This is a genomic window from Serratia sp. CY52157, assembly GCF_052168495.1.
In the GTDB taxonomy this organism is placed as follows: domain Bacteria; phylum Pseudomonadota; class Gammaproteobacteria; order Enterobacterales; family Enterobacteriaceae; genus Serratia; species Serratia ureilytica.
In genome coordinates, this window is the sequence record NZ_JBJNMO010000003.1 from 438,575 (window position 1) to 462,767 (window position 24,193).

Here is a 24,193-nt window from a genome sequence, read left to right on the forward strand (position 1 = left end):
TAAGGTTTTTGCTTCTGCTTTGGGATCAGGGAAGAGAATATGGAACGCCTGAGACGGTTATCACTGCGCATCAACCCCATCTTTGCCGCCTTCCTGCTGATCGCTTTTCTCTCCGGCATCGCCGGCGCGTTGCTGACGCCGACGCTCAGCCTGTTTCTGACCACCGAAGTTAAGGTGCGGCCGCTGTGGGTCGGGTTGTTTTACACCGCCAACGCGGTGGCCGGCATCGTCGTCAGCTTCCTGCTGGCCAAACGTTCCGACACCCGCGGCGATCGGCGCAGGCTGATCCTGCTGTGCTGCCTGATGGCGGTCGGCAACTGCCTGCTGTTCGCTTTCAACCGCGACTACCTGACGCTGATCACCGCCGGGGTGTTGATGTCCGCCGTTGCCAACACCGCCATGCCGCAGATCTTCGCGCTGGCGCGGGAATACGCCGACAGCGAGGCGCGTGAAGTGGTGATGTTCAGTTCGGTGATGCGCGCCCAGCTTTCGCTGGCGTGGGTGATAGGCCCGCCGCTGTCGTTTGCGCTGGCGCTGAATTACGGCTTTACCGTGATGTTCCTGATCGCCGCCGCCACCTTCGCCATCTGCGTGCTGCTGGTCGGGTTCATGCTGCCTTCGGTGCCGCGCGCGGCGGACGGCGACGGGCTGCGGGACGGCGCATCCGCGCCGATTGCGCCCGCCAGCGCCTGGCGCAATCGCGACGTGCGTCTGCTGTTTATCGCCTCGATGCTGATGTGGACCTGCAACACCATGTATATCATCGACATGCCGCTGTATATTACCGCCGATCTCGGCCTGCCTGAGGGGCTGGCCGGGGTGCTGATGGGCACCGCCGCCGGGCTGGAGATCCCGGCGATGCTGCTGGCCGGTTACTACGTCAAACGTTTCGGCAAGCGCAACATGATGCTGCTGGCGGTGGCGGCGGGCGTGCTGTTTTACCTCGGGCTGACGGTGCTGGCGACCAAGCCGACCCTGATCGCGTTGCAACTGCTCAACGCGGTGTTTATCGGCATCGTCGCCGGTATCGGCATGCTCTATTTTCAAGATTTGATGCCGGGCCGACCGGGAGCCGCCACCACGCTGTTCACCAACAGCATCTCGACCGGGGTGATCCTGGCCGGGGTGCTGCAGGGCGCGCTGGTGGAGAACCTCGGTCATGGCTCGGTGTATTGGATGGCGGCGCTGCTGGCGCTGGCGGCGCTCTGGATGAGCGCCAAAGTGCGTGAAGTGTGAGGTCAAACGACGGCATTCTTGATGCAAGTCATTGAGAAGGCTGAAGCGGACGCCCAAGCTGAAGGCATATGGAGCGCGATCGTTGCGTCCACGCCCGTCTCGCTATTGAGATGCCGCCTTGTTGTTTAGAACAGTGGGAACGTTATGGATAAACTCACACCGCTCAAACCGCTTCCTTCCCTGTGCGCCCTTGCCGCCACGCTGATCATCTGGTTCCTCATTCCCGTGCCGGAGGGCGTTGCGCCCAACGCCTGGCAGCTGCTGGCGCTGTTTATCGGCACTATCATCGCCATCATCGGCAAGGCGATGCCGATCGGCGCAGTCTCGGTGATTGCCATCGCCCTGGTGGCGGTGACCGGCGTCACCAATCCCGGCAAGCCGGGCGCCGCGCTGGACGACGCGCTCAGCGGTTTTTCCAACCAGCTGATCTGGCTGATCGGCTTTTCTATCATGATCTCCCTCAGCCTGAGCAAAACCGGGCTGGGCGCGCGCATCGGCTACTACTTTATCTCGCTGTTCGGTAAAAAAACGCTCGGCATCGCCTACGCATTGACGTTGGCGGAAACCACCCTGGCGCCGGTGACGCCGAGCAACACTGCGCGCGGCGGCGGCATCATTCACCCGATCATGAAATCGATCGCCGACAGCTTTGGTTCCAAACCCGAGCTCAATACCTCCGGCAAGATCGGCCGCTATCTGTCGCTGGTGAACTACAACATTAACCCGGTCACCTCGGCGATGTTTATCACCGCCACGGCGCCTAACCCGCTGATTGTCAGCCTGATCGCCAAAGGCACCCACGGCAGCTTCGAACTGTCTTGGTCGATGTGGGCGATCGCTGCCCTGGTGCCGGGGCTGTGTTCGCTGATCGTGATGCCGCTGGTCATTTATCTGCTGTACCCGCCGGAGGTGAAAAGCACCCCGGACGCGCCGCGTTTCGCCTGCGAAAAGCTGCAGTCGCTGGGGCCGGTGACGCTGCCGGAGAAAATTACTCTCGGGGTGTTCGCGCTGCTGTTGGTGCTGTGGGCCGGCATTCCGGCGATGATTTTCGGCCCGGCGCTGGCGGTCAATCCTACCACCGCGGCGCTGATCGGCCTGGCGGTGCTGCTGGCTACCGGGGTGTTGAGCTGGGAGGATGTGCTGAAGCATAAAGGGGCCTGGGATACCGTCGTGTGGTTCTCGGCGCTGGTGATGATGGCCAGTTTCCTCGGCAAGCTGGGGCTGATCGGCTGGCTGTCGCAGACCGTCGGCAACGGCATCGACCATATGGGCATGAGTTGGGTGGGCGGCACGATCTTGCTGACCATCATTTATCTGTATTCTCACTATTTCTTCGCCAGCACCACCGCGCATGTAACGGCGATGTTCGCCGCCTTCTTCGCTGCCGGCATCGCGCTCGGCGCGCCGCCGGCGCTGCTGGGCCTGATCCTGGCGTTCTCTTCTTCGCTGATGATGTCGTTGACGCATTACGGGACCGGCACCGCGCCGATCATCTTTGGCTCCGGCTATGTGACGTTGGGGGAGTGGTGGAAAGCGGGATGGGTGATGAGCGTGGTTAACTTGCTGATCTGGATAGTGATCGGCGGCGCATGGTGGAAGCTGCTGGGGTACTGGTGAGGAAAAAATTCACCCGCCGGGCGGCGGGTGAAGGGGATTAATTCAGAAACGCCGGCTGCTGCGCTTCGTAGCGGGAGATGTCCGCTTCATGCTGCAGCGTCAGGCCGATGCTGTCCAGCCCGTTGATCATGCAGTGGCGGCGGAAGCTGTCTATTTCGAACGGATAGCTTTTGCCACCGGCGTTGACCGTCTGGTTCTCCAGATCCACCACGAACTCCGTACCCTCATTGGCGTCAACCAGTTTGAACAGCTCATCCACCTGCTGCTCGCTCAGCGTGACCGGCAACAGCTGGTTGTTAAACGAGTTGCCGTAGAAGATATCGGCGAAGCTCGGCGCGATCACCACTTTGAAACCGTAGTCGGTCAGCGCCCAAGGGGCGTGTTCGCGCGAGGAGCCGCAACCGAAGTTCTCCCGCGCCAACAGGATGCTGGCGCCTTTATAGCGCGGTTTGTTCAGCACGAACTCCGGGTTGGGTTGCTGGCCGGCATCGTCGAGGAAGCGCCAGTCGTTGAACAGGTGCTGGCCGAAACCGGTACGGGTCACCTTCTGTAAGAACTGTTTGGGAATAATGGCGTCGGTGTCGACGTTGGCCGCATCCAAAGGCACCACTAAGCCGGTATGTTGAGTAAATTTAGCCACGTTAGCCCCTTAGTGAATATCACGGATGTCAGCGAAGTGACCGGCGACGGCGGCCGCGGCGGCCATTGCCGGGCTGACCAGGTGGGTGCGCCCACCGCGGCCCTGGCGCCCTTCGAAGTTACGGTTGCTGGTGGACGCGCAGCGCTCGCCCGGATTCAGACGGTCGTTGTTCATCGCCAGGCACATCGAGCAACCCGGCAAGCGCCATTCGAAACCGGCTTCAATAAAGATTTTGTCCAACCCTTCGGCTTCCGCCTGGGCCTTCACCGGGCCGGAGCCCGGCACCACGATGGCCTGCACGCCGTTGGCGACCTTGCGCCCCTTGGCGATCGCCGCCGCCGCGCGCAGATCTTCGATGCGCGAGTTGGTGCAGGAACCGATGAACACTTTGTCGATCGGCACTTCGGTCAATTTGATGCCCGGCTTCAAATCCATGTAGGCCAGCGCTTTCTCGGCGGAGGCGCGCTCAACCGGATCGTTAAACGATTCCGGCGCCGGGATCGCCTGATTGACGGCGATCACCTGGCCAGGGTTGGTGCCCCAGGTGACCTGCGGCGCGATCTCTTCGGCGTGCAGCGTCACCACGGTATCGAACTGGGCGTCAGCGTCGGACTTCAGCGTGCGCCAGTAAGCGACCGCCTGCTCCCAGTTTTCACCGGTCGGCGCGAACTGACGCCCCTTCAGGTAGGCGAAGGTAGTGTCGTCCGGCGCGACCAACCCTGCTTTGGCGCCCATTTCGATCGCCATGTTGCACAGGGTCATGCGGCCTTCCATGCTCAATGCCTCGATCGCCTTGCCGCAGAACTCCACCACGTGGCCGGTGCCGCCGGCGCTGCCGGTTTTGCCGATCACCGCCAGCACGATGTCTTTGGCGGTAATGCCCTCGGCGGCATCGCCGGTGACCTCAATCTTCATGGTTTTGGCTCGGCCCTGCTTCAGGGTCTGGGTCGCCAGCACGTGCTCCACTTCGGAGGTGCCGATGCCGAACGCCAGCGAGCCGAAGGCGCCGTGGGTCGCGGTGTGTGAATCGCCGCAGACGATGGTCATGCCCGGCAGCGTCATGCCTTGCTCCGGCCCGATCACGTGCACGATGCCCTGGAACGGGTGGTTCAGGTCATACAGCGAAACGCCGAATTCCGCGCAGTTCTTGATCAGCTCCTGCATCTGGATGCGAGCCATCTCGCCGCTGGCGTTGATGTCTTTGGTCTGGGTCGACACGTTGTGATCCATGGTGGCGAAGGTTTTGCCGGGCTGGCGCACCTTCCGGCCCATGGCGCGCAGGCCGTCGAACGCCTGCGGCGACGTGACTTCGTGCACCAGGTGACGGTCGATATACAGCAACGGCGTCTCGTTCGGCGCTTCGTGCACCACGTGGGCGTCATACAATTTCTGGTATAAGGTCTTGGCCATGTTATGCCCCCTGAGCTACAAAGCGAGCGATGATGTCGCCCATTTCATCGGTGCTGACGGCTTTGCCGTCACCGGCCAGATCGGCGGTGCGGTAGCCCTGTTCCAACGCCTGGTTGATGGCGCGCTCCACGGCGTCGGCCGCTTCATCGGCGCCCAGGCTGTAACGCAGCAGCAGGGTGGCGGACAGGATCTGCGCAATCGGGTTGGCGATGCCTTTGCCGGCGATATCCGGCGCGGAACCGCCCGCAGGTTCGTACAGGCCGAAGCCTTGCTCGTTCAGGCTGGCGGACGGCAGCATGCCCATCGAGCCGGTAATCATCGCGCACTCGTCGGACAGGATGTCGCCGAACAGGTTGGAACACAGCAGCACGTCGAACTGGGACGGATCCTTGATCAGCTGCATGGTGGCGTTGTCGATATACATGTGCGACAGCGACACCTCCGGGTAATCCTTGGCGACCTGATTGACCACTTCACGCCACAAGATGGAGCTTTGCAGCACGTTGGCCTTGTCGATCGACGTCACCTTGTGGCGGCGCTTGCTGGCGGATTCGAAGGCGATGCGCGCGATGCGTTCAATCTCGAAACGGTGATACACCTCGGTGTCGAAGGCGCGCTCCTGCATGCCCTGGCCTTCGCGGCCCTTCGGCTGGCCGAAATAGATGCCGCCGGTCAGTTCGCGCACGCACAGAATGTCGAAGCCGCGGGCGGCGATATCGGCGCGCAGCGGGCAGAACGCCTCCAACCCTTGATACAGGCGGGCCGGGCGCAGGTTGCTGAACAGTTTGAAGTGCTTGCGCAGTGGCAACAGCGCGCCGCGTTCCGGCTGCTCGGCCGGCGGCAGGTGTTCCCATTTCGGGCCGCCCACCGAACCGAACAGGATGGCGTCGGCCTGCTCGCAGCCGGCGACGGTCGCCGCCGGCAACGGGCTGCCGTGGCGATCGATGGCGATGCCGCCGACGTCGTACTCGGCGGTGGTGATGCGAATGTCAAAGCGTTGACGCACCGCGTCCAACACTTTGCGCGCCTGAGCCATTACTTCCGGGCCGATACCGTCTCCGGGCAAGACGGCAATGTGATAAGTCTTCGTCATGTTCACACCGTTTCCTGATTATTTTGATGTTTGTTTTGCTGCAGACGCTGTTTTTCTTTTTCTACCTGCTGTGAGCGCCAAATATTGTTCAACACGTGCACCATCGCCTTGGCGGAGGATTCGACGATGTCGGTCGCCAGACCCACGCCATGGAAACGACGGCCGTTATAAGAGACGACGATATCCACCTGGCCCAGCGCATCGCGCCCATGGCCTTTGGCGGTCAACTGGTACTTCACCAGTTCGATCGGGTAATCGGTGATGCGATTGATCGCCTGATAGACCGCATCGACCGGGCCGTTGCCGGTGGCGGCTTCGGCTTTCTCTTCGCCGCCGCAGATCAGTTTCACCGAGGCGGTGGCCATGATGCTGCTGCCGGACTGCACGCTGAAGTAACCCAGGCTGAAGTGTTCCGGTTCTTCCTGTTGTTTGTTGATGAAGGCCAGCGCCTCCAGGTCATAGTCGAACACCTGGCCTTTTTTGTCGGCCAGCTTCAGGAAGGCGGCGTACAGGGTATCCAGGTTGTAGTCCTGCTCCTGGTAGCCCATCTCTTCCATGCGGTGTTTCACCGCCGCGCGGCCGGAGCGGGAAGTCAGGTTCAACTGCACGTCTTTCAGGCCGATCGACTGCGGGGTCATGATTTCGTAGTTTTCGCGGTTCTTCAGCACGCCGTCCTGGTGAATGCCGGAGGAGTGGGCGAAGGCGTTGGCGCCGACGATCGCCTTGTTGGCCGGGATCGGCATGTTGCACAGCTGGCTGACGATCTGGCTGGTGCGGAAGATTTCCTGATGATTGATGTTGGTGTGCACGTTCATGATGTCCTGGCGCACCTTAATCGCCATGATCACCTCTTCCAGCGAACAGTTGCCGGCGCGCTCACCGATGCCGTTCAGGGTGCCTTCCACCTGACGGGCGCCGGCCTGGACCGCGGCAATGGAGTTGCCGACTGCCATGCCCAAATCGTCGTGGCAGTGTACGGAGATGATGGCTTTGTCGATGTTCGGCACGCGGTCATACAAGGTGGTGATGATGCCGCCGAACTGGTTTGGCGTGGTGTAGCCGACGGTGTCCGGAATATTGATGGTGGTGGCGCCGGCGTTGATGGCGGCTTCGACCACGCGGCACAGATTGTCGATCGGCGTGCGGCCGGCGTCTTCGCAGGAGAATTCCACGTCGTCGGTATAGTTGCGGGCGCGTTTGACCGAGCGTACTGCCATCTCCAACACTTCGTCGAACGAGCGCTTCAGCTTCGATTCGATGTGCAGGGTGGAGGTGGCCAGGAACACGTGGATACGGAACGCTTCAGCGACGCGCAACGCTTCGGCGGCCACGTCGATGTCTTTGTCCACGCAGCGGGCCAGGCCGCAGACGCGACTGTTCTTGATCTGGCGAGCGATGGTTTGCACCGATTCGAAATCGCCCGGCGAAGAGACCGGGAAGCCGACTTCCATCACGTCAACGCCCATTCTTTCCAGCGCCAGCGCAATCTGAATCTTCTCTTTTACGCTCAGGCTGGCCTGCAATGCCTGTTCGCCATCACGCAGCGTGGTATCGAAAATAATGACTTGTTGGCTCATCGGTGCATTCCTTATCGTGTTGATTTCACGCTAAGCGGGCAAAAAAAAACCCGCGCAGTAGCGCGGGTTTCTTATGGGTGATCGGCTGAGTCAGCTCCGAACTTCGTCCACAGGCATACCGCGCAAACAAGATGCGTTGAGTAGTAGGCCTAGTAGACGGTGAGTACGGATCATAATGGTTCAGCTTCTCTTAAATTGGGTGTCTGCCTAATTTGATACGTGATTGGCCTGGCGATGTCAACACCTGATTGAATGCGGGGACAATGCACCGGCTATGCATCCAAACAGAGGATCATTCGGTAAAAATGCAGCGCTATAGAGAAAAAATGGGAGCAGTTTGCGCGCTGCTTAGCATAAACGAATCGAATATATACTGCGCTAATTGCTTCTGGATTTTGTTGGGTTAAGATTTGTGATGAAAAAATAAGGAGGATTAATCACGGGAGGAAACAAAATAACATTTTTAATGCGAATGATTTAAATTGAATTCATATGATTAATTGATTGTTTTAGTCATAATATAACAAAATAATGCGATTTTACACAAAGCGATTGATGTTTTTAGATGGTTTGATTGCTTATGATGTGTTTTTATAGTTTGTCTCATACAGTGGGGTTACGTTGTTTAATTGTATTAATCATTGTTAATACCTAATTATTAGTACCACCCAGGTGGCATTCTTCCTGCTGACGGTAGAAGTGACTGATATGCATTCCATATACGACTTAAATCGTGTCGATAACACGAGGTTTTTTATCGGCTGATGACGGTAATGGCAGGATTTGTCGTGCAAAGATAAGACAATGCGGCGTTTCATTGTTTGTCGAGCATAAGGATTAGATTATCTACACAGGATTTAGTGGAGTGAAATATGGCTGAATATGATTCAGAAATCGCCATGGTCAAAGAGCCGGCGGACATCCATTTGCGCAGCGTCGATCTTAATTTGCTGACGGTGTTTGACGCCGTGATGCAAATGCAAAATATTACGCGAGCTGCTAATTCGTTAGGGATGTCGCAGCCGGCGGTGAGCAACGCGGTAGCGCGTCTGAAGGTGATGTTCAACGACGAGCTGTTCGTGCGCTGCGGGCGCGGGATCCAGCCCACCATGCGGGCCAGGCAGCTGTTCGGGCCGGTGCGGCAAGCGCTGCAGCTGGTGCAAAATGAGTTGCCGGGATCTGAGTTTGAGCCGCTGACCAGCACGCGAGCGTTCTCCCTGTCCCTGTGCAGCCCGCTCGATTTGCGTCTGGGCGCCGGGATAATCAATCACGTCAAACAGATAGCGCCGCAGCTTAACCTGCAAATAAAGTCATACATTAACAATAATATTGAACATCAATTGCGTTATCAGGACGTCGAATTTGTCATCGGCTACAGCCGTTTCGAGTCGGCGGAGTTTCGCAGCCTGGCGATGTTCGACGACGAATTAGTGCTGGCGGTTGCGCAGGCGCACCCGCGAATAGGGGAGGAGGTGACGCCGGAACACATGTTGGCCGAACAGCATGCGGCGGTTTCCCTGGAAAGTTTTGGATCGTTCAGTAAACCTTTCTATTTAGAGGAGCCGATGCTGCGCGCCGTGACACAACAGTGCACGGATCTATACAGCGTGTTGAATATGGTGTCGCAAACGGAAATGGTGGCGATTGCGCCCGCCTGGTTGGTGCGGCAACAGACGGAGGCGTTGAAAATAAAGGCGGTTCCTTTGTGCGCCAATCACAATAAAGCGACCTGCTATCTTTCCTGGCATGAATCCTCCGAACGGGATAAAGGGCACCAGTGGATGAAGTCCGTCCTGATTGAGGCGGGTAACCCAAAGTAAAGCGATAAAAAATGGGGATATATAAAGATAATATTCAACTGAGCGTTTTTTTCTCATGATAAAAACTAAGAACTATCTGGGTTTTTATTAAGATGTTTCTTGGTTTTGCGGCGATTAAATAACTTATTTTCAGGGTGAGTTGGTTCGTTTACCAAAAATAATTAATATAAATTAATATTCTGATTTTTACTTTACGACTGGTATTTTTAACTAACTCGATGCGGCGGCCCGGATGGGCCGCGTTTTATTGCCGCCAGCAAACCTTTTCCTTCCCGTTCTGTCCAACCCATGAAAGCGCGAAAGCCGGCCTGAGTTTTGGCTCACACTTCTACGCTGAAATCGCTTTTCCCCCTGCCTGAGAGTAGGTAGACTGCGCGGAAAAAAGTAAACACGTGTAAGCTGAGATGAGGGCCGTAAGGCGTCGTTCAGGCTTAACTGTATGATTCATTTCAGGCTTAGAGCACTATGATCACTAATCTGCTGCAATACCATTTGATCCATCGTATACAGCATCAAATCACCCACCGAGCCGATCGCACAGCTTTTCGCCAATGGTCGCCCAACGGCGAGTTTCAACTGACCTGGGAAGAGGCCGCCGTTCGCATCGATCGCATTGCCGCCGGGCTGTTGGCCCTGGGGGCCGAAGTGCAAGAGCGCATCGGCATTTTCGCCAATAACGGCATGGCCTGGTCGCTGGCCGATCTCGCGATTCTCCACCTGCGCGGCGTCAGCGTGCCGCTCTATTCCACCAATACGCCGGCGCAGGCGGCCTTCGTCATCAACGACGCCGACATTCGCATACTGTTCGTCGGCGAACAGGCGCAGTTGGACGCGGCCATCGCGCTGCGCGGCGTTTGCCCACAGCTGCGCCATATTATCGTGTTTGACCAAGATGCCGACCTGCGCGGCTGCGAGATAGCGCGACACCTGAGCGCCTTCGAGCATGCCGCCGATCCGACGGCTTTTATCGCTCAACGTCGGCAGCGCATTGAAGAGTGCGACCTGCAGGACCTCTTCACCCTGATCTATACCTCGGGCACCACCGGCGAGCCCAAAGGGGTGATGCTGGATTACCGCAACCTGGCGGCGCAGCTCTACCTGCATGATGAGAGACTGACGGTCGGCGAAGAGGATGTGTCGCTCAGTTTCCTGCCGCTGTCGCATGTGTTCGAGCGTGCCTGGAGCTTCTTTGTCATGCATTCCGGCGCGCAGAACGTCTTCCTGCCGAACACCGACTGGGTGCGGGAAGCGATGGGGCAGGTTCGCCCGACGCTGATGTGCGCGGTACCGCGTTTCTACGAGAAGATTTTCAGCGCGGTGCATGAAAAAGTGGCGCGCGCGCCTTGGCTGCGCCGCGCGCTGTTCCACTGGGCGATCGTCTGCGGGGAGCGCAAGTTCCTTCAGGAGCGGGCCGGCAAACCGTTGGGTAAACTGTTCGAACTCTCTCATCGCTGGGCCGACAAGCTGGTATTGAGCAAGCTGCGCGGCATCCTCGGCGGCCGGGTGCGCTTCCTGCCGGCGGCGGGCGCTAAGCTGGATGACAATGTGATCCTGTTTTTCCAGGCGATGGGCGTCAATATCAAGTACGGCTATGGCATGACCGAAACCTGTGCGACCGTGTCCTGCTGGGAAGAAGGGCATTTCCGCTTCGGCTCTATCGGCAAACCGCTGCCGGAGGTCGAGGTGCGCATCGGTGAAGAAAATGAAATCCAGGTGCGCGGGCCGATCGTGATGCGCGGCTATTTCAACAAACCGTTGGAAACCGCCGCGACCTTTACCACAGACGGCTGGCTGAAAACCGGCGATGCCGGGGCGATCGATGAAGAGGGCAATCTGTTCATCACCGAGCGCCTTAAGGATTTGATGAAAACCTCCGGCGGCAAATACATCGCGCCGCAGATGCTGGAAGGCACGCTGGCGCAGGACCGCTTTATCGAGCAGGTGGCGATCATCGCCGATGCGCGCAAGTTCGTTTCCGCGCTGATCGTGCCGTGCTTTGAGTCGCTGGAAGAGTACGCGAAGTCAGTCAACCTGAAGTATCAGGATCGCCTGGAGCTGCTGCGCAACGGTGAAATCCTCGAGATGTTCGAAAAGCGTCTGCGCGAGATGCAAAAGGAGCTGGCGCGCTTCGAGCAGGTGAAGAAGTTCACGCTGCTGCCGGCGGCCTTTTCCATGGAGTTGGGGGAGCTGACGCCAACGCTGAAGCTGCGCCGCAAAGTGATCCTGCAGCGCTATCAGCGTGAAATCGACTCCATGTATCAGGAATAGGGCTGAGGCCGCCGCCGGACCGCGCGTTCGGCGAAAAAAACGGCATATTCTTCGCCTGATTTAGTTCTGTAATTTCCCCTCTGTTCGAAACAATGCCTAGCCTGACGCCCCTGGGGCTAGCGCATTGTTTTTATAAAGTCGCGATCTCCAGCCGCTTGGCAATAACCCCGCCGTCGTTAAGCCATTTTGCCGTTTGCCTGCCCCATATTCTGACGTTATGTTAATTCGATAGCGACAACCCATAAAAATTTAGGGGCATTGCCCCGCAGCAGGCGCTACGTTCCGGCGCCAGAGAAGAATAAGCAAGCCTGGAGGCAAACCCATGGAGATGTTGTCAGGAGCCGAGATGGTCGTCCGATCGTTGATCGATCAGGGCGTTAAACATGTATTCGGCTACCCCGGCGGGGCGGTGCTCGATATCTACGACGCCCTGCATACGGTCGGAGGGATCGATCATATTCTGGTGCGCCACGAGCAAGGTGCGGTGCACATGGCCGACGGTTACGCGCGCGCCACCGGCGAAGTGGGCGTGGTGCTGGTGACCTCCGGCCCCGGCGCCACCAACGCCATTACCGGTATCGCTACTGCTTATATGGACTCGATCCCGATGGTCGTCCTGTCGGGGCAGGTGCCCAGCTCGCTGATCGGCTACGACGCCTTCCAGGAGTGCGATATGGTGGGAATTTCTCGGCCGGTGGTGAAACACAGCTTCCTGGTAAAACGCACCGAAGACATCCCGGCAGTGTTGAAGAAGGCCTTTTACCTGGCCTCCAGCGGCCGCCCCGGCCCGGTGGTGATCGATCTGCCGAAAGACATCGTCGGCCCGGCGGTGCGGATGCCTTATGCCTATCCGCAGGACGTGAGCATGCGTTCTTACAACCCGACGGTGCAGGGCCACCGCGGGCAAATCAAACGCGCGCTGCAAACCATTCTGGCGGCCAAAAAGCCGGTGATGTACGTCGGCGGCGGCGCGATCAACGCTGGCTGCGAAGCCGAACTGTTGGCGTTGGCGGAGCAGTTGAACCTGCCGGTGACCAGCAGCCTGATGGGGTTGGGGGCCTTCCCCGGTACCCACCGCCAGAGCGTTGGCATGCTCGGCATGCACGGCACCTATGAAGCCAATAAAACCATGCACCATGCCGACGTGATCTTCGCCGTCGGCGTGCGTTTCGACGATCGTACGACCAACAATCTGGCCAAATACTGTCCGGATGCCACCGTGCTGCACATCGATATCGATCCGACCTCGATCTCCAAAACGGTGGACGCCGATATCCCGATCGTCGGCGATGCCAGGCAGGTGCTGGTGCAGATGCTGGAGCTGCTGGCGCAGGACGAGAAAGCGCAGGATCACGATGCGCTGCGCGATTGGTGGCAGTCTATCGAGCAGTGGCGCGCCCGCGACTGCCTGGGCTACGACAAAAACAGCGGCACCATCAAGCCGCAGGCGGTGATTGAAACCCTGCATCGCCTGACCAAAGGCGATGCCTATGTGACCTCGGACGTCGGCCAGCACCAAATGTTCGCCGCGCTCTATTATCCGTTCGACAAACCGCGCCGTTGGATCAACTCCGGCGGCCTCGGCACCATGGGCTTCGGCCTGCCGGCGGCATTGGGCGTCAAGCTGGCGCTGCCGGAGGAAACCGTGGTGTGCGTGACCGGCGACGGCAGCATTCAGATGAATATTCAGGAGCTGTCCACCGCGCTGCAATATAACCTGCCGGTGGTGGTGGTGAACCTCAACAACCGCTATTTGGGCATGGTCAAGCAGTGGCAGGACATGATTTATTCCGGCCGTCATTCGCAGTCTTACATGGATTCACTGCCGGACTTCGTCAAGCTGGCCGAGGCTTACGGCCATGTCGGCATCGCCATCCGCACGCCGGATGAGCTGGAAAGCAAGCTGGCGCAGGCGCTGGCGGAAAAAGAGCGGCTGGTGTTCGTCGACGTGACCGTCGATGAAACCGAACATGTCTACCCGATGCAGATCCGCGGCGGAAGCATGGACGAAATGTGGCTTAGCAAAACGGAGAGGACCTGATCATGCGCCGTATTTTATCTGTCTTGCTGGAAAACGAATCCGGCGCCCTGTCGCGCGTGGTGGGGTTGTTCTCCCAGCGCGGTTACAATATCGAGAGCCTGACGGTGGCGCCGACCGACGATCCGACGCTGTCGCGCATGACTATCCAGACCGTCGGCGACGAGAAAGTGCTGGAGCAGATTGAGAAGCAGTTGCACAAGCTGGTGGACGTGTTGCGCGTCAGCGAGCTGGTGCAGGGCGCTCACGTTGAACGCGAGATCATGCTGGTGAAGCTGCAGGCCAGCGGCTACGGCCGTGAAGAGGTGAAACGCTGCGCCGATATTTTCCGCGGCCAGATCGTCGATGTGACGGCGACGCTGTATACAGTGCAGCTGGCCGGCACCAGCGACAAACTGGACGCCTTCCTGAGCGCGGTGCGTGAAGTGGCGGAGATTGTGGAAGTGGCGCGTTCCGGCGTGGTCGGCGTGTCGCGCGGCGACAAAATCATGCGCTGAGCGCGGTCTGGCGGCGAATAATTGGGGGCGCGGCGTGGCTGCGCCCTTTGTTTTTCGGCCTTTTTTGCCCGATTGCCGGCACCTTTCGGCAAAAGCGGTTGCTAGGTAGTGTTTTCTGCTGTTAGATCGCAGAGGCTGGATTGAATAACCGCACGGGATGCCATGGTTAATCCGAGCACAGCCTTCACTTCTATTTTCAGCGTCATTAAGGGGTTAATGTGAAACTGGATGAAATCGCGCGTCTCGCGGGCGTTTCGCGCACGACGGCCAGTTATGTCATCAACGGCAAGGCGAAGCAGTATCGTGTCAGCGATAAAACCGTCGAGAAAGTGATGGCCGTGGTCAGGGAGCATAACTATCACCCGAATGCCGTCGCGGCGGGGCTGCGCGCCGGGCGCACCCGTTCTATCGGCCTGGTGATCCCGGATCTGGAAAATACCAGCTATACCCGCATCGCCAACTACCTGGAGCGCCAGGCGCGCCAGCGGGGTTACCAATTGCTGATCGCCTGTTCCGAAGATCAGCCGGACAACGAAATGCGCTGCATTGAGCACCTGCTGCAGCGTCAGGTGGACGCCATCATCGTCTCCACCGCCTTGCCGCCGGAGCATCCTTTCTATCAACGCTGGGCCAACGATCCGCTGCCGATCATCGCGCTGGACCGCGCGCTGGATCGCGAGCATTTCATCAGCGTTGTGGGCGCCGACCAGGAAGACGCTTTTGCGTTGGCGCAGGAGCTGCGCACCTTCCCGGCGGAGTCGGTGCTGTACCTGGGCGCCTTGCCGGAGCTTTCGGTCAGCTTCCTGCGTGAGCAGGGCTTCCGCCAGGCCTGGCAAGAGGATCCCCGCCACGTCGATTACCTGTACGCCAACAGCTACGAACGCGAAGCCGCCGGCGCGCTGTTTGCCGAATGGTTGAAAACGCACCCGATGCCGCAGGCGCTGTTTACCACGTCGTTCTCTTTATTGCAGGGCGTGATGGACGTGACGCTGAAGCAACGCGGCCGCTTGCCGACCGATCTGGCGATCGCCACCTTCGGCGATCATGAACTGTTGGATTTCCTTGAGTGCCCGGTATTGGCGGTAGCGCAGCGCCATCGCGACGTGGCCGAGCGCGTGCTGGAACTGGTGCTGGCCAGCCTGGACGAACCGCGTAAACCCAAGCCGGGGCTGACGCGCATTCGCCGCAATCTGTTCCGCCGCGGCAGCCTGAGCCGCAAGTAGTTTGCCTGACAGGGGCCCGCGTTGGCGGGCTCCTTTAGACGTAACCTGCCACCCGAAACAGCCGCCGGCAGTATTCCAGGAAGTAACCATACACCACGCCCATCGCCATGGAGACCAGCGCATTGCTGGTTACCGCCGCCAGCATTTGTTGGCCGTCGGCGCCCACGCTCCATAAAATTGCAGCATAAACCGGCGACTGGAAGCTGACATAGGCCAGCAGATCGGCGAGATTGCGCAGTAGGAACTGGCCGTGCGGGCAACGGCGCGCCGTGCGGATAAACAGATCGCGATAGCGGCCATAAGGCCAGGCGATCAGAATGTTGACCGGGATCGACAACAGGCGTGAAGAGAGGGATTGCTGGAAGCTCATGCCGGAGATCAACACTTCAATCGCCATACCGGCGATAAAGCAGTACACCACCAGTGCAAACGTATCGGCAGCGGCGCTGCGCCAGTGTGCGGCGGGCGAAAGCATGTACCTCTCCTTTTGTGTTAATGTTCTGTTAATTTTATAATTTGTGGTTGTTAATTCTGGTTTTTTGCTTTTTATATAGTTTACTGATCTGGTTTGTGTTTTTTAACTAGGTTTATATTTTTATTTTTAACATTTGTTCGGTTTTTGTCCCGCAGGGCCGGGGAGCAGGAAGGGATGGAGAGATTAAAATCGGTGTTTTTAAATAAACCTATTAAAAACATGCTGTTGCGATTTTTTGTGTCCGCAGGGGGATTTTTCCGGCAAAAATTGTGGAAATAAAGGTGTAAGAAAATGAAACCATAATTGTAAACAGGTGTTTTGGGAATAATCTTACCAAATTGATTTAAATCGAAATTACTTCTGCTCGTAATATCCGAGCCATTTATTTTCGCCGTGCTCTCATCACGGCGGTGCAAATTGAAGTAAAATAGCGCGCAGTTTCACGGTGAATAACGATTGAGCGTTATTAACTCAAGGAGTTATGGCCTTATTCTGCGGTCGACTCGTCAGGCGCCGAGCCTTGGCGCGCGCGGGGCGGCAGCGGTTACAGCCCTGAGATTGCCGAGCTGAAAAATGAGACATGGCTTGCAGAAGGAAGTAATGAGTTAATTAATCGCCAGTTCGTCAGGTTTTTAATCAGATTCTTTCCGCTTAGAAAATTCTCTCCGTTTATCATGGTGTTAATTTTTAATCGTCGAATAATCAGAGTTTCTTTCGCGAGTCAGCTCCCAAAATGACCAGAGAAATATTGCCAAAGCGCTGGCGCTCTGGCTTGACAAGGTTTTCATACCCTCCGTAAACTCCATTGTGTGGGAATTTGTGGGGTAAAGTGGTGAAAACGGTCACTAAGGGGTAGCTCAGGAATGTTCCGTGGAGCGACGATGGTCAACCTCGACAGCAAAGGGCGGCTCGCCGTACCTACCCGATATCGGGAATTGCTCAACGAGGAATCGCAAGGCCAAATGGTCTGTACCATTGACCTCCATCAGCCCTGCCTGCTGCTTTATCCTTTGCCCGAATGGGAAATTATTGAACAAAAATTATCACGTCTGTCGAGCATGAATCCCGCCGAGCGCCGCGTTCAGCGCCTGCTGTTGGGACATGCCAGTGAGTGTCAGATGGATAGTGCCGGTCGTTTGCTGTTAGCCAGTACGCTGCGGCAACACGCCGGGCTCACGAAAGAAGTGATGCTGGTCGGTCAGTTCAACAAGTTTGAACTGTGGGATGAACAGACCTGGTATCAACAAGTCAAGGATGATATTGACGCTGAACAGTCGACTCAGGAACCGTTGTCTGAGCGGCTACAGGACTTGTCGCTATAAGCATGTTGGAAAACTATAAACACACCACCGTCCTGCTGGACGAAGCCGTCAACGGCCTCAATATCCGCAGCAACGGCATATATATCGACGGTACTTTTGGTCGCGGTGGCCATTCTCGTCTGATTCTGTCCCAACTGGGGCCGGAAGGGCGGTTGCTGGCAATTGACCGTGACCCTCAGGCGATTGCAGCCGCCAAATCTATTGAAGATCCTCGTTTTACCATCGTACACGGCCCATTTTCCGAGTTGTCGCACTATGTGCGGGAGCGCGAGCTGGTGGGCAAGATCGACGGCGTTCTGCTCGATCTGGGCGTTTCCTCGCCGCAGCTTGACGACGCGGAGCGCGGGTTCTCCTTTATGCGCGACGGCCCGCTGGACATGCGCATGGATCCGTCCACCGGCCTGTCTGCCGCAGAGTGGCTGATGAAGGCCGAAGCGGACGACATCGCCTGGGTGCTGAAAACCTTCGGCGAAGAGCGTTTCGCCAAGCGCATCGCGCGCGCCATCGTCGAAAGAAACCGCGTGGAGCCGATGACGCGCACCAAAGAGCTGGCGGATCTGATCGCCGATGCCAGCCCGTTCCGTGAAAAGCACAAGCATCCGGCGACGCGCAGCTTCCAGGCGATCCGCATTTATATCAACAGCGAGCTGGAAGAGATCGAGCGTGCGCTCGACGGCGCGCTGGAAGTGCTGGCCCCGCAGGGCCGTTTGTCGATCATCAGCTTCCATTCGCTGGAAGACCGCATCGTCAAACGCTTTATGCGACACCACAGCCGCGGCGCCCAGGTGCCGGCGGGCATTCCGTTGACCGAGGAGCAACTGCGCGGCATGGGCGGGCGAACGCTGAAAGCGCTGGGCAAAATGATGCCGTCGGAAGCGGAAGTGGCGGACAACCCGCGTGCGCGCAGCTCGGTGCTGCGCATTGCTGAGAGGATGCCCGCGTGATTGGCAACGAACGTCACGGCCTGGTCGGGGTGATTGGCGGCGATCTGCTGCGCAACGCCAAGATCCCCATGATTTTACTGATTGCGTCACTGGTCTCCGCGATTTTCGTGGTGACCACCGCGCACCGCACCCGCCTGCTGACCGCCGAACGCGAGCAGCTGGTTCTGGAGCGCGATGCGCTGGATATCGAGTGGCGCAACCTGATTTTAGAAGAGAACGCCCTCGGCGATCATAGCCGGGTTGAACGTATCGCGACAGAAAAACTGCAGATGCAACACGTTGATCCATCGCAGGAAAATATCATCGTTAAACAATGAATGGTTTAACCGGAATAATGACACGGAGTAGAAAGGAAACGCATGAAAGCAGCGCGCCCCGGTAAGTTGAGACGCCAGGAAGATCAGGCCAGCTTTGTCAGCTGGCGTTTTGCGTTGCTGTGCGGCTGCATTTTGCTGGCGATGGTTGGCCTGATGCTGCGCGTCGCGTACCTGCAGGTCATCAACCCCGATCGTCTGGTGAAAGAAGGCGACATGCGTTCGCTGCGCGTGCAGGAAGTGCCGACCGCGCGCGGCATGATCAGCGATCGCGCCGGCCGTCCGTTGGCGGTCAGCGTGCCGGTGAATGCGGTGTGGGCCGATCCGAAAGAGCTGAACGAACGCGGCGGCATCACGCTGGACAGCCGTTGGAAAGCGCTTTCCGATGCGCTCAACATCCCGCTGGACCAGCTTTCCAACCGCATCAACGCCAACCCGAAAGGGCGCTTCGTTTATCTGGCGCGCCAGGTTAACCCGGCGATCGGCGACTACATCCACAAACTCAAGCTGCCGGGGATCTACCTGCGGCAGGAGTCGCGCCGTTACTACCCGGCGGGGCAGGTGACGTCGCACATCATCGGCGTGACCAACATCGACGGGCAAGGCATCGAAGGCGTCGAGAAGAGCTTCGATCGCTGGCTGACCGGGCAACCGGGCGAGAGAACGGTGCGCAAGGACCGCTTCGGCCGAGTGATTGAAGATATCTCCTCCGTCGATAGCCAGGCGGCGCATAACCTGGTGCTGAGCGTCGATGAGCGCCTGCAGGCGCTGGTGTATCGCGAGCTGAACAACGCCGTGGCGTTCAACAAGGCCGAATCGGGCACTGCGGTGCTGATCGACGTGAACACCGGCGAAGTGCTGGCGATGGCCAACAGCCCGTCTTACAACCCGAACAACATGGCCGGTACGCCGAAAGAAACCATGCGTAACCGCGCTATCACCGATATTTTTGAACCCGGTTCAACCGTGAAGCCAATGGTGGTGATGACCGCGCTGCAAAACGGCGTGGTGAGAGAAAACAGCGTGCTGAACACCATCCCGTACCGCATTCAGGGCCACGAGATCAAAGACGTGGCGCGGTACTCGGAGCTGTCATTGACCGGGATCTTGCAGAAGTCGAGTAACGTCGGTGTTTCAAAGCTGGCGTTAGCGATGCCGTCCTCAGCGTTAGTAGATACTTACTCTCGTTTTGGGCTGGGAAAAGCGACCAATTTGGGGCTGGTCGGAGAAAGCAGTGGCATATACCCAAAAAAACAACGGTGGTCTGACATAGAGAGGGCCACCTTCTCTTTCGGCTACGGGCTGATGGTAACTCCGTTACAGTTGGCGCGAGTCTATGCAACGATCGGCAGTCTGGGCGTGTATCGCCCATTGTCGATCACCAAGGTTGACCCTCCGGTCGCCGGCGAACGCGTTTTCCCTGAACCTCTGGTGCGCACCGTGGTGCACATGATGGAAAGCGTGGCCTTGCCGGGCGGCGGCGGCGTGAAAGCCGCCATCAAGGGATACCGTATCGCCATCAAAACCGGTACCGCGAAAAAAGTGGGCCCGGACGGCAAATACGTCAACCGATACATCGCTTATACCGCCGGCGTCGCGCCGGCAAGTAACCCCCGTTTTGCCCTGGTGGTCGTCATCAACGACCCGCAGGGTGGGAAATACTATGGTGGCGCAATCTCCGCGCCGGTGTTCGGCGCCATCATGGGCGGCGTATTGCGGACCATGAACGTCGAGCCTGACGCGTTGCCCACCGGTGACAAAAGCGAATTAGTGATTAACAAGAAAGAGGGTTCAGGTGGCAGATCGTAATTTGCGCGACTTACTCGCCCCATGGGTGCCGACGGCGCCCGGGCGCGCGCTGCGGGAAATGACATTAGACAGCCGTGTGGCGGCTGCCGGGGATCTGTTTGTCGCCGTGGTCGGCCATCAAACGGATGGACGCCGCTATATTCCGCAGGCCATCGCGCAGGGCGTCGCCGCCGTGATCGCCGAAGCTGACGGTCAGGCCGAAGACGGCGCCATCGTTGAGATGCACGGCGTGCCGGTGATCTACCTGAGTCAACTGAACCAGCGCCTTTCCGCGCTGGCCGGGCGTTTTTACCATCAGCCGGGCGAGCGTCTGCGCCTGGTCGGCGTGACCGGCACCAACGGCAAAACCACCACCACGCAGTTGTTGGCGCAGTGGAGCCAACTGCTGGGCGAAACCAGCGCGGTGATGGGCACCGTCGGCAACGGTCTGCTGGGCCAGGTCTGCCCGACCGAGAATACCACCGGTTCTGCGGTGGATGTTCAACACGTATTAAACGACTTGGCGGAACAGGGCGCGACCTTCGCCGCGATGGAAGTCTCATCCCACGGTTTGGTGCAACACCGGGTGGCGGCGCTGCCGTTCGCTGCCGCGGTCTTCACCAACCTGAGCCGCGATCACCTGGATTACCACGGTGACATGGCCAATTACGAAGCGGCCAAATGGTCGCTGTTCGCCGCCCACAATGTGGGGCAGGCGATCATCAACGCCGACGATGAAGTCGGCCAGCGCTGGCTGAGCAAGCTGCCGGATGCGGTGGCGGTGACGATGCAGGACAACCTGCAGCCGGGCTGCCACGGCCGCTGGCTGAAAACCACGGCGGTCGATTATCACGACAACGGCGCCACGGTTCGGTTCAGCTCCAGCTGGGGCGACGGCGAGATCGAAAGCCGCCTGATGGGCGCTTTCAACGTCAGCAATCTGCTGTTGGCATTGGCGACGCTGCTGTCGCTGGGCTACCCGCTGGAGGCGCTGGTGGAAACCGGCAACCGTCTGCAGCCGGTCTGCGGCCGCATGGAAGTGTTTAACGCGCCGGGCAAACCGACGGTCGTGGTGGATTACGCCCACACGCCGGATGCGCTGGAGAAAGCGCTGGAAGCGGCGCGCCTGCACTGCCAGGGGCAGCTGTGGTGCGTCTTCGGCTGCGGCGGCGATCGCGACAAGGGCAAGCGTCCGCTGATGGGCGGCATCGCCGAGCAGTTCGCCGATCGCGTGGTGATCACCGATGACAACCCGCGTACCGAAGAGCCGCGCGCGATTATCAACGATATCCTGACCGGATTACTGGATGCCGGGCAGGCGCTGGTGATCCACGGCCGCGCCGAAGCGGTGACCAGCGCCATCATGCAGGCGCAGGAGCAGGATGTGGTGTTGGTGGCGGGCAAAGGCCACGAAGATTATCAGCTGGTGGGCAACCGCCGCCTGGATTACTCCGACCGCACGACGGTCGCCCGACTGCTGGGGGTGCTGGCATGATCCCTGTCTCTCTTCAGACACTGGCTGAGGTATTGAGCGCTGAACCGATCGGCGCCGATTGCCAAATTGTCGAGGTGACGACAGACACCCGCAAGGTGACCGCCGGTTGCCTGTTTGTGGCGCTGAAAGGCGAGCGTTTCGACGCTCACGACTTTGCGGCGGATGCCGTAGCCGCAGGCGCCGGGGCGTTGCTGGTCAGTAAGCGCTTATTGGTGGACGTGCCGCAGCTGGTGGTGAAAGACACCCGTCTGGCGCTGGGGCAGCTTGGCGCCTGGGTGCGTCAGCAGGTGCCGGCGCGCGTGGTGGCGCTGACCGGCTCCTCGGGCAAGACATCGGTGAAAGAAATGACCGCCGCCATTCTGCGTGAATGCGGCGAAGTGCTGTATACCGCCGGCAACTTCAATAACGACATCGGCGTGCCGTTGACGCTGTTGCGTCTGGAGCCGCAGCATGATTTTGCCGTGATAGAGCTGGGCGCTAACCACATTGGCGAAATTGCTTACACCACCGCATTGACGCGTCCGCAGACCGCTTTGGTGAACAACCTGGCGGCGGCGCACCTGGAAGGCTTCGGCTCGCTGGCCGGCGTCGCCCAGGCGAAAGGTGAAATCTTTACCGGCCTGCCGGCCGACGGCGTGGCGATCATCAACGCCGATAACAACGACTGGCCGCACTGGCAGAGCATGCTGGGCGGCAAAACCGTCTGGCGCTTCTCGCCGCAGGCGGCCGAAGGCGTGGACTTCTTCGCGGACGACGTGCGGGTGAACGGCGCAGGCACGCAGTTTACGCTGCACAGCCCGTTCGGCACCGCCGAGATCGCGCTGCCGCTGCCGGGGCGCCACAACGTGGCCAACGCGTTGGCGGCCACGGCGCTGGCGATGTCGGTGGGCGCCACCCTCGAAGCGGTGCGTCAGGGGTTGAAACAATTGCAGGCGGTGCCGGGGCGTTTGTTCCCGGTGGCGCTGGCCGAAGGCAAGCTGCTGCTGGACGACAGCTACAACGCCAACGTCGGGTCGATGACTGCGGCGGCGCAGGTGCTGGCGGAGATGCCGGGCTACCGCGTGATGGTGGTCGGCGATATGGCCGAGCTGGGCGCAGAAGCGGAAGAGTGCCACCGTCAGGTGGGTGAAGCCGCCCGCCAGGCCGGGGTCGATAAAGTGATCAGCGTCGGCGGGTTGAGCCGCGTGCTGAGCGAGGCTTCCGGCAACGGCGAACATTATCAGGACAAGACAGCAGTGATCGCGCGCGTGGCGGAATTACTGTCGGAACATGCGGTCATCACCGTGTTAATCAAAGGTTCACGTAGTGCCGCAATGGAGCAGGTAGTACGCGCGTTACAGGAGAAAGCACCATGTTAGTTTGGCTGGCCGAGCATTTGGTCAAGTATTACTCAGGCTTCAACGTCTTTTCTTATCTGACGTTCCGAGCCATTGTCAGCCTGCTGACCGCGCTGTTCCTGTCGCTGTGGATGGGCCCGCGGGTGATCAAGCGTCTGCAAGAAATGTCCTTCGGCCAGGTGGTGCGTAACGACGGCCCCGAGTCGCACTTCAGCAAGCGCGGCACGCCGACCATGGGCGGCATCATGATCCTGACCTCCATCACCATTTCGGTGCTGATGTGGGCCTACCCGTCCAATCCGTATGTCTGGTGCGTGCTGTTTGTGCTGGTGGGTTACGGCATCGTCGGTTTCGTCGATGACTACCGCAAGGTGGTGCGTAAGGACACCAAAGGGCTGATCGCCCGCTGGAAGTATTTCTGGCAGTCGGTGATTGCGCTGATTGTCGCATTCGCCATGTACGCCGTAGGAAAAGACACGCCAGCCACCGAGCTGGTTGTGCCGTTCTTTAAGGACGTGATGCCGCAGTTGGGCTTGCTGTACATCCTGCTGGCCTATTTCGTCATCGTCGGCACCAGCAACGCGGTCAACCTGACCGACGGTCTGGACGGCCTGGCGATTATGCCGACGGTATTCGTGGCGGCCGGTTTCGCGCTGGTAGCCTGGGCGACCGGTAACATGAACTTCGCCAACTACCTGCATATTCCGTATCTGCGTCATGCCGGTGAGTTGGTGATCGTCTGCACCGCCATCGTCGGCGCCGGCCTCGGCTTCCTGTGGTTCAACACCTACCCGGCTCAGGTGTTTATGGGCGACGTCGGTTCGCTGGCGCTGGGCGGCGCGCTGGGCACCATCGCGGTGCTGCTGCGCCAAGAGTTCTTGTTGGTGATCATGGGCGGCGTGTTCGTGGTAGAGACGCTGTCGGTGATCCTGCAGGTGGGATCGTTCAAGCTGCGCGGACAACGCATTTTCCGCATGGCGCCGATTCACCACCACTATGAATTGAAAGGCTGGCCGGAGCCGCGCGTGATCGTGCGCTTCTGGATCATTTCGCTGATGCTGGTGCTGATTGGCCTGGCAACGCTGAAGGTGCGTTAATC

19 protein-coding genes are annotated in these 24,193 nt (G+C 59.0%); 14 read left to right on the forward strand and 5 right to left on the reverse strand.

Features of this window, described 5'->3' with window-relative positions; translation table 11 throughout:
* Positions 1-39 precede the first annotated feature (39 nt).
* Positions 40-1,236, forward strand: a complete 1,197-nt coding sequence (locus ACJ8IP_RS15905) for a sugar efflux transporter (protein WP_033641845.1) — start codon at positions 40-42, stop codon at positions 1,234-1,236.
* A 144-nt stretch (positions 1,237-1,380) separates the two neighbouring features.
* The gene (locus tag ACJ8IP_RS15910; RefSeq protein WP_164106941.1) at positions 1,381-2,853 is read left to right on the forward strand and encodes a DASS family sodium-coupled anion symporter; all 1,473 of its coding nucleotides are present in this window, start codon (positions 1,381-1,383) and stop codon (positions 2,851-2,853) included.
* 37 nt (positions 2,854-2,890) lie between these two features.
* Here the strand turns inward: ACJ8IP_RS15910 and leuD are convergent, their stop codons facing one another.
* From leuD to leuA, 4 genes are read right to left on the reverse strand one after another with little or no spacing between them, the layout of a single operon-like run.
* Positions 2,891-3,493: a 3-isopropylmalate dehydratase small subunit gene (gene leuD / locus ACJ8IP_RS15915; RefSeq protein ID WP_025159634.1), complete on the reverse strand. Its 603-nt coding sequence runs from the start codon at positions 3,491-3,493 to the stop codon at positions 2,891-2,893.
* Between the two features lie 9 nt (positions 3,494-3,502).
* Positions 3,503-4,903 (reverse strand): 3-isopropylmalate dehydratase large subunit, encoded by a 1,401-nt coding sequence (leuC, locus tag ACJ8IP_RS15920; protein WP_072626728.1) that lies wholly within the window; start codon positions 4,901-4,903, stop codon positions 3,503-3,505.
* A 1-nt stretch (position 4,904) separates the two neighbouring features.
* The gene (leuB, locus tag ACJ8IP_RS15925; RefSeq protein WP_164106939.1) at positions 4,905-5,996 is read right to left on the reverse strand and encodes a 3-isopropylmalate dehydrogenase; all 1,092 of its coding nucleotides are present in this window, start codon (positions 5,994-5,996) and stop codon (positions 4,905-4,907) included.
* A 2-nt stretch (positions 5,997-5,998) separates the two neighbouring features.
* Complete coding sequence (leuA, locus tag ACJ8IP_RS15930) at positions 5,999-7,573, reverse strand: 2-isopropylmalate synthase (RefSeq protein WP_033641848.1); 1,575 nt, start codon at positions 7,571-7,573, stop codon at positions 5,999-6,001.
* Between the two features lie 872 nt (positions 7,574-8,445).
* Here leuA and leuO point away from each other — a divergent pair.
* From leuO to cra, 5 genes are all read left to right on the forward strand, one after another.
* On the forward strand, positions 8,446-9,393 hold the full coding sequence (gene leuO / locus ACJ8IP_RS15935) for a transcriptional regulator LeuO (RefSeq protein ID WP_033641849.1): 948 nt from the start codon (positions 8,446-8,448) through the stop codon (positions 9,391-9,393).
* A gap of 465 nt (positions 9,394-9,858) precedes the next feature.
* Entirely contained in the window at positions 9,859-11,661 is a 1,803-nt protein-coding gene (locus ACJ8IP_RS15940; protein ID WP_164106938.1) for an AMP-dependent synthetase/ligase, read from the forward strand.
* A 322-nt stretch (positions 11,662-11,983) separates the two neighbouring features.
* Entirely contained in the window at positions 11,984-13,702 is a 1,719-nt protein-coding gene (ilvI, locus tag ACJ8IP_RS15945) for an acetolactate synthase 3 large subunit (RefSeq protein WP_046898121.1), read from the forward strand.
* 2 nt (positions 13,703-13,704) lie between these two features.
* Positions 13,705-14,196, forward strand: a complete 492-nt coding sequence (gene ilvN / locus ACJ8IP_RS15950) for an acetolactate synthase small subunit (protein ID WP_004932806.1) — start codon at positions 13,705-13,707, stop codon at positions 14,194-14,196.
* A 218-nt stretch (positions 14,197-14,414) separates the two neighbouring features.
* Positions 14,415-15,419: a catabolite repressor/activator gene (gene cra, locus ACJ8IP_RS15955; protein ID WP_004932801.1), complete on the forward strand. Its 1,005-nt coding sequence runs from the start codon at positions 14,415-14,417 to the stop codon at positions 15,417-15,419.
* A 34-nt stretch (positions 15,420-15,453) separates the two neighbouring features.
* On the opposite strand, the gene ACJ8IP_RS15960 is transcribed toward cra, so the two are convergent.
* Positions 15,454-15,894 carry an L-alanine exporter AlaE gene (locus tag ACJ8IP_RS15960; protein WP_033651675.1) on the reverse strand — a complete coding sequence of 147 codons (441 nt, stop codon included), beginning with the start codon at positions 15,892-15,894 and terminating at the stop codon, positions 15,454-15,456.
* 863 nt (positions 15,895-16,757) lie between these two features.
* Here ACJ8IP_RS15960 and mraZ point away from each other — a divergent pair.
* From mraZ to mraY, 7 genes are read left to right on the forward strand one after another with little or no spacing between them, the layout of a single operon-like run.
* Entirely contained in the window at positions 16,758-17,216 is a 459-nt protein-coding gene (gene mraZ / locus ACJ8IP_RS15965) for a division/cell wall cluster transcriptional repressor MraZ (protein ID WP_004932796.1), read from the forward strand.
* 2 nt (positions 17,217-17,218) lie between these two features.
* Complete coding sequence (rsmH, locus tag ACJ8IP_RS15970; protein ID WP_004932794.1) at positions 17,219-18,160, forward strand: 16S rRNA (cytosine(1402)-N(4))-methyltransferase RsmH; 942 nt, start codon at positions 17,219-17,221, stop codon at positions 18,158-18,160.
* Positions 18,157-18,477 (forward strand): cell division protein FtsL, encoded by a 321-nt coding sequence (ftsL, locus tag ACJ8IP_RS15975; protein ID WP_033651674.1) that lies wholly within the window; start codon positions 18,157-18,159, stop codon positions 18,475-18,477. Before rsmH ends, ftsL begins: the two co-directional genes overlap by 4 nt.
* 42 nt (positions 18,478-18,519) lie before the next feature.
* Positions 18,520-20,283, forward strand: a complete 1,764-nt coding sequence (locus tag ACJ8IP_RS15980) for a peptidoglycan glycosyltransferase FtsI (protein WP_004932790.1) — start codon at positions 18,520-18,522, stop codon at positions 20,281-20,283.
* A complete protein-coding gene (murE, locus tag ACJ8IP_RS15985) occupies positions 20,270-21,757 on the forward strand; it encodes a UDP-N-acetylmuramoyl-L-alanyl-D-glutamate--2,6-diaminopimelate ligase (RefSeq protein WP_033651673.1) in 1,488 nt (495 codons plus the stop codon). Before ACJ8IP_RS15980 ends, murE begins: the two co-directional genes overlap by 14 nt.
* On the forward strand, positions 21,754-23,115 hold the full coding sequence (gene murF / locus ACJ8IP_RS15990; RefSeq protein WP_033651672.1) for a UDP-N-acetylmuramoyl-tripeptide--D-alanyl-D-alanine ligase: 1,362 nt from the start codon (positions 21,754-21,756) through the stop codon (positions 23,113-23,115). The genes murE and murF overlap by 4 nt, the downstream gene beginning before the upstream one ends.
* Entirely contained in the window at positions 23,109-24,191 is a 1,083-nt protein-coding gene (gene mraY / locus ACJ8IP_RS15995) for a phospho-N-acetylmuramoyl-pentapeptide-transferase (RefSeq protein ID WP_004932782.1), read from the forward strand. The genes murF and mraY overlap by 7 nt, the downstream gene beginning before the upstream one ends.
* The last annotated feature ends 2 nt before the right edge of the window (positions 24,192-24,193 follow it).

Excerpts from the sequence above, each read along its gene's own strand:
- rsmH (WP_004932794.1), top strand. The coding sequence starts at position 17,219 with ATGTTGGAAAACTATAAACACACCACCGTCCTGCTGGACGAAGCCGTC.
- leuC (WP_072626728.1), bottom strand. The coding sequence starts at position 4,903 with ATGGCCAAGACCTTATACCAGAAATTGTATGACGCCCACGTGGTGCAC.
- ACJ8IP_RS15960 (WP_033651675.1), bottom strand. The coding sequence starts at position 15,894 with ATGCTTTCGCCCGCCGCACACTGGCGCAGCGCCGCTGCCGATACGTTT.
- leuO (WP_033641849.1), top strand. The coding sequence starts at position 8,446 with ATGGCTGAATATGATTCAGAAATCGCCATGGTCAAAGAGCCGGCGGAC.
- leuB (WP_164106939.1), bottom strand. The coding sequence starts at position 5,996 with ATGACGAAGACTTATCACATTGCCGTCTTGCCCGGAGACGGTATCGGC.
- ACJ8IP_RS15940 (WP_164106938.1), top strand. The coding sequence starts at position 9,859 with ATGATCACTAATCTGCTGCAATACCATTTGATCCATCGTATACAGCAT.
- ACJ8IP_RS15910 (WP_164106941.1), top strand. The coding sequence starts at position 1,381 with ATGGATAAACTCACACCGCTCAAACCGCTTCCTTCCCTGTGCGCCCTT.
- murF (WP_033651672.1), top strand. The coding sequence starts at position 21,754 with ATGATCCCTGTCTCTCTTCAGACACTGGCTGAGGTATTGAGCGCTGAA.
- ilvN (WP_004932806.1), top strand. The coding sequence starts at position 13,705 with ATGCGCCGTATTTTATCTGTCTTGCTGGAAAACGAATCCGGCGCCCTG.
- leuA (WP_033641848.1), bottom strand. The coding sequence starts at position 7,573 with ATGAGCCAACAAGTCATTATTTTCGATACCACGCTGCGTGATGGCGAA.
- ACJ8IP_RS15980 (WP_004932790.1), top strand. The coding sequence starts at position 18,520 with ATGAAAGCAGCGCGCCCCGGTAAGTTGAGACGCCAGGAAGATCAGGCC.
- ilvI (WP_046898121.1), top strand. The coding sequence starts at position 11,984 with ATGGAGATGTTGTCAGGAGCCGAGATGGTCGTCCGATCGTTGATCGAT.
- mraY (WP_004932782.1), top strand. The coding sequence starts at position 23,109 with ATGTTAGTTTGGCTGGCCGAGCATTTGGTCAAGTATTACTCAGGCTTC.
- mraZ (WP_004932796.1), top strand. The coding sequence starts at position 16,758 with ATGTTCCGTGGAGCGACGATGGTCAACCTCGACAGCAAAGGGCGGCTC.
- ACJ8IP_RS15905 (WP_033641845.1), top strand. The coding sequence starts at position 40 with ATGGAACGCCTGAGACGGTTATCACTGCGCATCAACCCCATCTTTGCC.